We start from the raw sequence: 7,473 nt of genomic DNA on the forward strand, positions 1-7,473 counted from the left end.
ATACCCAGGAGCCTAAATCGTTCCATCCGAAATTTGTTGGTAATACACAAACATTGGTTGCTTTTTCCATAATTCCAAAATCTATTGATATGTTTTCGGATTTTACGTAATTCTCTTCAATAAAATTGTTTTCTAAAGCGGTGTTGTAATCATCATATCCTTTTGAAAAAAGTTGAAACATTTCCGGTAAGTAGGTTTCAAAAGCTTTTAAGATACTTTTAACGCTCCAAATAAAGATACCTGCATTCCAAAGATAATCACCACTTTTTACAAACTTTTCGGCAGTTTTAAGGTTCGGCTTTTCAGTGAAATTAAGGACTTCTTTTATAGGGGTGTCAGACTTATTAAATTTAATATATCCATAACCCGTATTTGGATTGGTTGGTTCAATTCCGAGCGTTAACAGAAAATCGTTTTTTGTACAAAAATCAAAAGAGGTTTCAACATTTGAAATAAACTCTTGCTCATTTTCAATATAATGATCAGACGGAGCAACTATCATAATTCCGTCTGGATTTTTATTGTAAATTTTAAAGGCACTGTATAAAATACAAGGTGCAGTGTTTAGCATTGCAGGTTCTAATAAAATTTGATTCGATGCAATGGTTGGTAAGTGTTTTTTTACTAATTTTTTATATTTTTTATTGGTTGCAATTAAAATATTATCAGATGGAATTAAATTTTCAAACCTATTATAGGTTTGTTGAATTAAAGAATTTCCTGTACCTAAAATATCATGAAACTGTTTGGGAAGTTTATGTGTGCTTACTGGCCAAAATCGAGAACCAATTCCACCCGCCATAATAACTGCGTAATAATTTTTGTTCATAGTGTTACAATGTTTCTACTTCTGCATTTTGATTGAATAAATAGGTTTTTTTACTCTTCATTTCAATACATTCAAATCGGGTTCTTCTAATGTTGCCTTTTTTGTAGGTTTTATTTTTAAATAAAAAAATACTTCCGTGTTGTAATTCAAATATAAAACTCTTTCCTGAATTATCATCATAACATTTTAAAGCATATGTTAAATTAACATCAGATCCTGTACTTGCCTTTGGATTTATAAGATAATTTGCCATTAAGGGTAACAAATCTTCTGGAAAAATTGCTGGATTTAAAAAAGGTAGCATTAAGTGCTGAAAGTTTCTTTTCCATTCAATTCCGTGTGGTTTTACACGTCTGTTTTTCTTAAAAGTGACAAAATGCGCTAATTCATGAATTAATGTTAGTAAAAATTGATACTGATTCAAGTTATTATTAATAGTAATTAGAACTTTATTATGCACGGTTCTTTTAAAATCTCCGTGTTTTGTAGCTCTTTCTCTAACTATTTTAATATCTAAAGGGTGTTCTACAAGAATTTCTTGAACCAATGATACGGCATTTTCAGGAATGTATTTTGAAAGCGTTTCAATCATAAATTAAGGAGTTGTTGAAGAAACTTGTAATACTTTTCCGTTATAATATTTGTTTCCAGTAAGTGCAAAATTATAAATATAATCTGCCATTTCTTTAGCTGTAACGGGAGCTTTATAACCAGGGAAAGCTTCTTCTAGCATTTCTGTTTGCACTGCGCCTAAAGCTATTGCATTAAACGAAATTTGCTGTTCTTTATATTCTTCAGCCAACACTTCGGTTAATATTAATAAAGCGCCTTTTGAAGAACTATATGCTGCTAAACCTGGAAATTTCATGCTTCCTAAAACGCCACCAATACTGCTAATATTTACAACGTGACTGCCTTTTTGTAAAAAAGGAATTAGTTGTTTTGTAAGTTCTGCAACAGCAAAAACATTTACTTTATACACTTCTAAAAAATCTGAAGTAGTTATTTTTTCAAAAGGTTTATTAACTAACTTTCCTGCATTATTGATTAAAATATCAACATTTTTCCAGTTTTTTTTTACAAAATTTGCCACTTTTTGTAAATCATTATCATTAGACAAATCAACTGAAAGCGTTGTAATATTTTTTAAATTAAGGTTGTTTAAAGGTTCAGAGTTTCTAGATAAAGCCAATACATTATAATTGTTTTTAGCAAATAGTTGAGCTAATTCAAATCCAATTCCACGACTTGTTCCAGTAATTATTATGTTTTTCATATTTAATTCAATAAATAACTAAGTTATAAATATTAAGATTTTTTTGTAAAAATACAGCTTTTAAAACACATTAAAAGTGATAGCATTTTTAATCAAGAATAATATGCTGGTAAGCACCAATATCCGAAGGAGATGTTCTAAGTACTCCTAAAATATCATAAGGAGCAACAATAGCACCTTGTGTAGCTGCTTTTTGAATTGCATCTGAATTTTCACCAATAATTAATTCATTTGTATTAACAGATTTAAAATCTGGATTGCCATTAAAAATATTGTTTTGGTAATGATTTGAATCTTCAAAATTATATTCATTTATATCTTTATAACTTTGAGTATAATCGTTAAATTTTATTAAATTATTTTGAAACGAATAGTTAAAAGTGCTTCCTTCAACTTTATCTAGAATTAATTCAATATTGGAATTCCCATCTATTATACAATTTGTAAAGTTTGCAGCATGTAAATTACGTGTTTCAACAATTTGTTCACCATTATTGCTATAAGTGAAATAATTGTTGATTAAAACACTTGGATATTGGCGTAAACTACCATTCCAGAAATTTGTTAAAGTAGCATGTGTAAAATTATAGGTTCCTCCTATAATACAAGCTAAAGAAGCTTGTCCGCTATTGTTTATCACTAAATTTTCGCCTTTAATATTAGTTTCTCTACCTAAAATTCCAAAATTGGTACTGTTGTAAATTTGAGTATTTTTTATGGTTAAAGTAGGTGAGTTGCTGCTGATAGAATCTGAAATAATTCCAGCAGTAGCATTTTTAATAATAGTATTATTTATGGAATTATTTTTACTTCCAGCGCGTAACCAAATTGTACCCCATTGCCCAGGAATATCGCTAAATGATGGTTCTAACCTGTCGCCTTCAAAAATTACTTGGTTATTTAATTCACCTTTAACAATTAAAGTAGCATTTTTATCGACAATAATACCTGAATTTGAATGAAAATGAATGTTTGTACCGGCTTCTATAGTCAGTGTTTTGTTTTCAGGAACAGCACAATAGCCATAAATAACATACGGTTTTTCGTTTGTAAAATTGGTATTGTCATCTAAATAAAAACCATTTATTTTAGTAGCTTCGCCAGATGCATTTAGCCCTGTTGTAATAGTTTCAATTACACCTTCAGAATTTTTTGATGGAAACAAAAAATGTGCATCTTTTACCAAGGTAATTAACGTAACTTCTTGCAGGTTTTCTCCTGTATCAAAAATAATTTCATCTTGATAAATTGGACTGATAACTTCATTATAATTTATAGTAGTTTCAATAAAAATATAAACACTGTCTTTGGCTAATATTTTAACATCTTCAAAAATTTTACTAGGAATCCCATCAATATTTAATCGGTAATTAGAATTTTCGCCTTCGCCTAATTTTATAGATGGCACAGAAATGGTTTTGTTACTTTTATTGTACACTTTTAAATTATAAGTGCTGGAACCAATATTGGTAAAAACGGTGTCTAAAAACACGGTATCTTTTGAAAACGATAAATTTCCAGTACTTAAAACGGCGCTAAAGTCTTTTCTGCAAGACGCTGTAATTATAAGAATAACCACAATTAAAAAAGTAAAGTAATAGCGCATTAATATTGTTTTAGTAAATGTGAAAAATATTTATAGAAAATTATTTTTTAATCAATTCAATTTCGTACAGTTTTGCCCAATGTTTACCAGTAACAAAAATGCGATTATTTTCTTTGTCGTATGCTATTCCGTTTAAAACTTCATCACTATCAGTTAGATTTTGCTCTTTTAGGATTTCTTCTTTTAAGCTGTTTAAATTAGCAACTCCTTCAACTTTTCCAGTTTTTGGGTTGATTATTAAAATAGAATTTTGCTGCCAGATATTAGCATAAATTAAACCATTTATATATTCTAACTCGTTAAGGTTTTCAACCTTTCTTTTGTTTGTATAGACTTCAATATAACTTTCTTCTAAAAACGTTTCTGGATTTAAAAACCAAATACGTTCTGTACCATCAGTTTTAAGTAAGTGTTCGCCATTATTTGCAAATCCCCAACCTTGAAGACTTTTAGTATATTTAAACTCTTTTTCTTTTTCAAAAGTTTCCAAATCATAAACAAATCCAATACCGCTTTGCCAAGTAAGTTGGTGTAATTTATTATTAAAAATTGTAATTCCTTCACCAAAATATGCTGCATCTAGATCTTGTTGTTGTAAAACTTTACCAGTTTCTAATTCAACTTTTCTTATGGATGAAGTACCTTTTCTTCCAGTTCCTTCATATAAATAACCGTTGTAGTATTCTAAGCCTTGTGTAAACGCATTTTTATCGTGCGGATAGGTATTTATAATTTTATAAGTATAAATATCAGGAGCTGTATCTGCTGTAATATAAATAGTTTTCGAAACCTTTTCTGTTTTATTCTGATAAAAAACAATTGCTGTGATGGTGTGTTTCCCTAATTTAAAATCGTTTATTTTTAAAGTTGAGGTCATACCATTACTCTCAATTTTTTTAGAACCAATAGAAAATTGAACAGAATCTACAGGTTTGTCGTTTTTTTCTGAAATTGAAATAGTTAACTCCTGGTTACTTTGAATTTTTTGAGGAGTATTTAAAATGAATTTGTATTCGCTTTTACAAGAAACTAATAAAATGAACGACAAAAAACCTATTATTGACCGATATATCATAACTTTGATTAAATATTTGTAATTTTTATGTAAATAAAATAAATTATTTGTTTGAAGTTTCAAAAATATAGTTAAATTTGCAGTCTTAAAAATAAAAACAGCATTAAAACGAGTTTACGATGAGAAAAGGTATACACCCAGAAAATTATAGAATGGTAGCATTTAAAGATATGTCTAATGAAGATGTGTTTTTAACTCGTTCAACAGTAAATACTAAAGAAACTTTAGATGTAGATGGTGTTGAATATCCTTTAGTAAAATTAGAGATCTCAAGGAGTTCACATCCTTTTTACACTGGTAAAACTAAGTTAATAGATACTGCAGGACGTATTGATAAGTTCAAAACTAAATATGCTAAATTTAAAAAGTAATATTTTAGTTTAAATAATATTTAAAACCCTCAACGAAAGTTGGGGGTTTTTTGTTTATATATAGTTCGTTTCTAGTAGATTAAATTAATTTCATAAAAAATGTTTATATTGTAGAAAAAAGATACTATGCCAATATATATGGATCGTCACGATATTCCAAAAGAGATTAAAGCAGAGCATGTAGCTCAAATGCATCAAGAAGATTTAAAAGTTGAGCATCTATATGGATGCAAAGGAATGACTTATTGGTGTGATGAAAATAGAAATACTGCATTTTGTTTAATTGAGGCTCCAAATAAAAAGGCAATACAAGATATGCATGACCATGTCCATGGAGAATATCCACATGATATTATAGAGGTGGATAAAAATATAGTTGAATCCTTTTTAGGAAGAATACAAGATCCAGAAAAAGCAAAAGATACCAAGCTTAATATTATTAATGATCCAGCTTTTAGGGTAATAATGTTAATAGAAACCAGTAATTATTTAAATAGATTAGAAGGAAATCAGTTTAGTGTATTTTATCAAAAATTTCATAATAGTGTTTTAAAAACATTGAAGAAATTTAATGGAAGAATTGTAAATAATAATAATAATAGTTATTTAGTTTCCTTTAAATCTGTAACCGATGCAGTATTAGGTGCCTTAAAAATTCAGTATAAATTTAAATATGTTACCCCAAAATTTGATTCTGTAAGTCGTAAGTTAAAAATAGCTTTAGGTTCTGGAATTCCCGTTACAAATAAGAATAATATTTTTGAAGAAGCAATCACATTCACTACAAGAATGTGTGAAGTCACTAAAGAACAGTTAGTTATTTCGTCTGAAGTAAAAGCGTTATATGAAAGTGAAAATAGAAATATAACTATAGATAAAAATTTAATAAGAACGTTGAAACCTTCAGAAGAAGAATTTCTTATTCACTTAATGGATTATGTGGAGAGAATTTGGAATATACCAAATTTTAATATTACTAGTTTTAGTAAAGATTTAGGATATAGTAAATCACAATTGTATCGTAAGTTGATTAGTTTAACTGGTCAATCACCAAATAATTTCATCAAAGAATTTAGATTGCATAAAGCATTAAAGATGCTTCATAAACAACATGGAAATATTTCTGAAACAGCCTATAGGTCTGGTTTTAATAGTCCAGCTTACTTTTCAAAATGTTTCTTAGAAAAATATGGAGTACTTCCATCTAAATATATTCAGCAACATATTGTTTAATAACTAACAATTATACTTCTAACAGGATTAAGCAAATTGTAAATAATTTTCTTTCCCAATTTTTCAATGAATCAATTGTATCATTTTTTGAACTAAAACTAACATTGATTAAGTTTTTTATAGTACAACTTTGTAGGGTTCAATTTCATATAAAATGAATTTTAACTACTAACTATTTAAAAAAAATCAATGATTATGAAAATTTTAGTAAAAAATTTAGAGACTTCAATTATTGAAGAATTTGCTTCAAAATTACGAGGAAACATTATTAAACCATCAGATAATGATTATAACGAAACCCGAAAAGTTTATAACGGAATGATAGATAAACGTCCGGGATTATTCGCTATGTGCGTTGATGTTGCCGATGTTATAGCTTCTGTAAATTTTGGAAGAGATCACAATTTATTAGTTGCAGTAAGAGGAGGAGGTCACAATGGAGGAGGATTAGGACTTTGTAATGATGGATTAGTTATCGATTTATCAGGAATAAAATTTGTTCGAGTAGATACTTCCAACAATACAGTAAGAGTTGGTGGTGGAAATCTTTGGGGAGAAGTAGACCATGCAACACATCCTTTTGGATTAGCAGTTCCAGCAGGAATCATATCTACTACAGGAGTTGGAGGATTAACTTTAGGTGGTGGTGTTGGACATTTATCAAGAAAATATGGGTTAACCATTGATAATTTGTTAGAAGCCGATATGGTTTTAGCAGATGGTTCTTTTGTAACTGTAAATAAAGATCAGAATTCCGATTTGTTTTGGGCAATTCGTGGTGGTGGTGGAAACTTTGGAGTTGTAACATCGTTTAAATTTCAAGCACATCCTGTAAAAACTGTTTTTGGAGGCCCAACCTTATGGCCAATCGAAAAAACAGAAGAAATTATGGAATGGTATCATAAGTTTATTCATAATGCGCCAGATGAATTAAATGGATTCATTGCAACTATGGTTATTCCAGGACCACCTTTTCCAGAACATTTGCACAAAAAACAATTTTGCGCAATAGTTTGGTGCTATTCAGGTGATATGAATAAAGCTGAAGAAGCGTTTAAACCAGTGTTGGCAAAGAATCCGTTG

At 28.9% G+C, this 7,473-nt stretch carries 8 protein-coding genes; 3 read left to right on the forward strand and 5 right to left on the reverse strand.

Annotated features, from left to right (window positions below; all coding sequences use genetic code 11):
- From AB1Z17_RS10950 to AB1Z17_RS10970, 5 genes are all read right to left on the reverse strand, one after another.
- The coding region (locus tag AB1Z17_RS10950) for a mannose-1-phosphate guanylyltransferase (RefSeq protein WP_368051834.1) at positions 1-829 on the reverse strand (829 nt) is incomplete at its 3' end.
- A gap of 4 nt (positions 830-833) precedes the next feature.
- On the reverse strand, positions 834-1,421 hold the full coding sequence (locus tag AB1Z17_RS10955) for a SprT-like domain-containing protein (protein ID WP_368051835.1): 588 nt from the start codon (positions 1,419-1,421) through the stop codon (positions 834-836).
- Between the two features lie 3 nt (positions 1,422-1,424).
- Positions 1,425-2,105, reverse strand: a complete 681-nt coding sequence (locus AB1Z17_RS10960) for an SDR family NAD(P)-dependent oxidoreductase (RefSeq protein WP_368051836.1) — start codon at positions 2,103-2,105, stop codon at positions 1,425-1,427.
- 88 nt (positions 2,106-2,193) lie between these two features.
- On the reverse strand, positions 2,194-3,711 hold the full coding sequence (locus AB1Z17_RS10965; RefSeq protein WP_368051837.1) for a hypothetical protein: 1,518 nt from the start codon (positions 3,709-3,711) through the stop codon (positions 2,194-2,196).
- A gap of 40 nt (positions 3,712-3,751) precedes the next feature.
- Positions 3,752-4,759: a glutaminyl-peptide cyclotransferase gene (locus tag AB1Z17_RS10970; RefSeq protein WP_368051838.1), complete on the reverse strand. Its 1,008-nt coding sequence runs from the start codon at positions 4,757-4,759 to the stop codon at positions 3,752-3,754.
- 146 nt (positions 4,760-4,905) lie between these two features.
- Between AB1Z17_RS10970 and AB1Z17_RS10975 the strand changes: the two genes are divergently transcribed.
- The 3 genes from AB1Z17_RS10975 to AB1Z17_RS10985 form a co-directional block, all read left to right on the forward strand.
- Positions 4,906-5,157: a type B 50S ribosomal protein L31 gene (locus AB1Z17_RS10975; protein WP_368051839.1), complete on the forward strand. Its 252-nt coding sequence runs from the start codon at positions 4,906-4,908 to the stop codon at positions 5,155-5,157.
- Positions 5,158-5,283: 126 nt separating this feature from the next.
- Positions 5,284-6,390, forward strand: a complete 1,107-nt coding sequence (locus tag AB1Z17_RS10980) for a nickel-binding protein (RefSeq protein ID WP_368051840.1) — start codon at positions 5,284-5,286, stop codon at positions 6,388-6,390.
- A gap of 195 nt (positions 6,391-6,585) precedes the next feature.
- Positions 6,586-7,473, forward strand: an 888-nt coding sequence (locus tag AB1Z17_RS10985) for an FAD-binding oxidoreductase (protein ID WP_368051841.1), incomplete at its 3' end; no start/stop codon positions are given.

The sequence above is a fragment of the Lutibacter sp. genome (assembly GCF_040883305.1).
Lineage (GTDB): Bacteria > Bacteroidota > Bacteroidia > Flavobacteriales > Flavobacteriaceae > Lutibacter.

What these genes read in the sequence shown, in the direction of transcription:
- AB1Z17_RS10955 (WP_368051835.1), bottom strand. Translation starts at nt 1,421, where the DNA reads ATGATTGAAACGCTTTCAAAATACATTCCTGAAAATGCCGTATCATTG.
- AB1Z17_RS10960 (WP_368051836.1), bottom strand. Translation starts at nt 2,105, where the DNA reads ATGAAAAACATAATAATTACTGGAACAAGTCGTGGAATTGGATTTGAA.
- AB1Z17_RS10965 (WP_368051837.1), bottom strand. Translation starts at nt 3,711, where the DNA reads ATGCGCTATTACTTTACTTTTTTAATTGTGGTTATTCTTATAATTACA.
- AB1Z17_RS10975 (WP_368051839.1), top strand. Translation starts at nt 4,906, where the DNA reads ATGAGAAAAGGTATACACCCAGAAAATTATAGAATGGTAGCATTTAAA.
- AB1Z17_RS10980 (WP_368051840.1), top strand. Translation starts at nt 5,284, where the DNA reads ATGCCAATATATATGGATCGTCACGATATTCCAAAAGAGATTAAAGCA.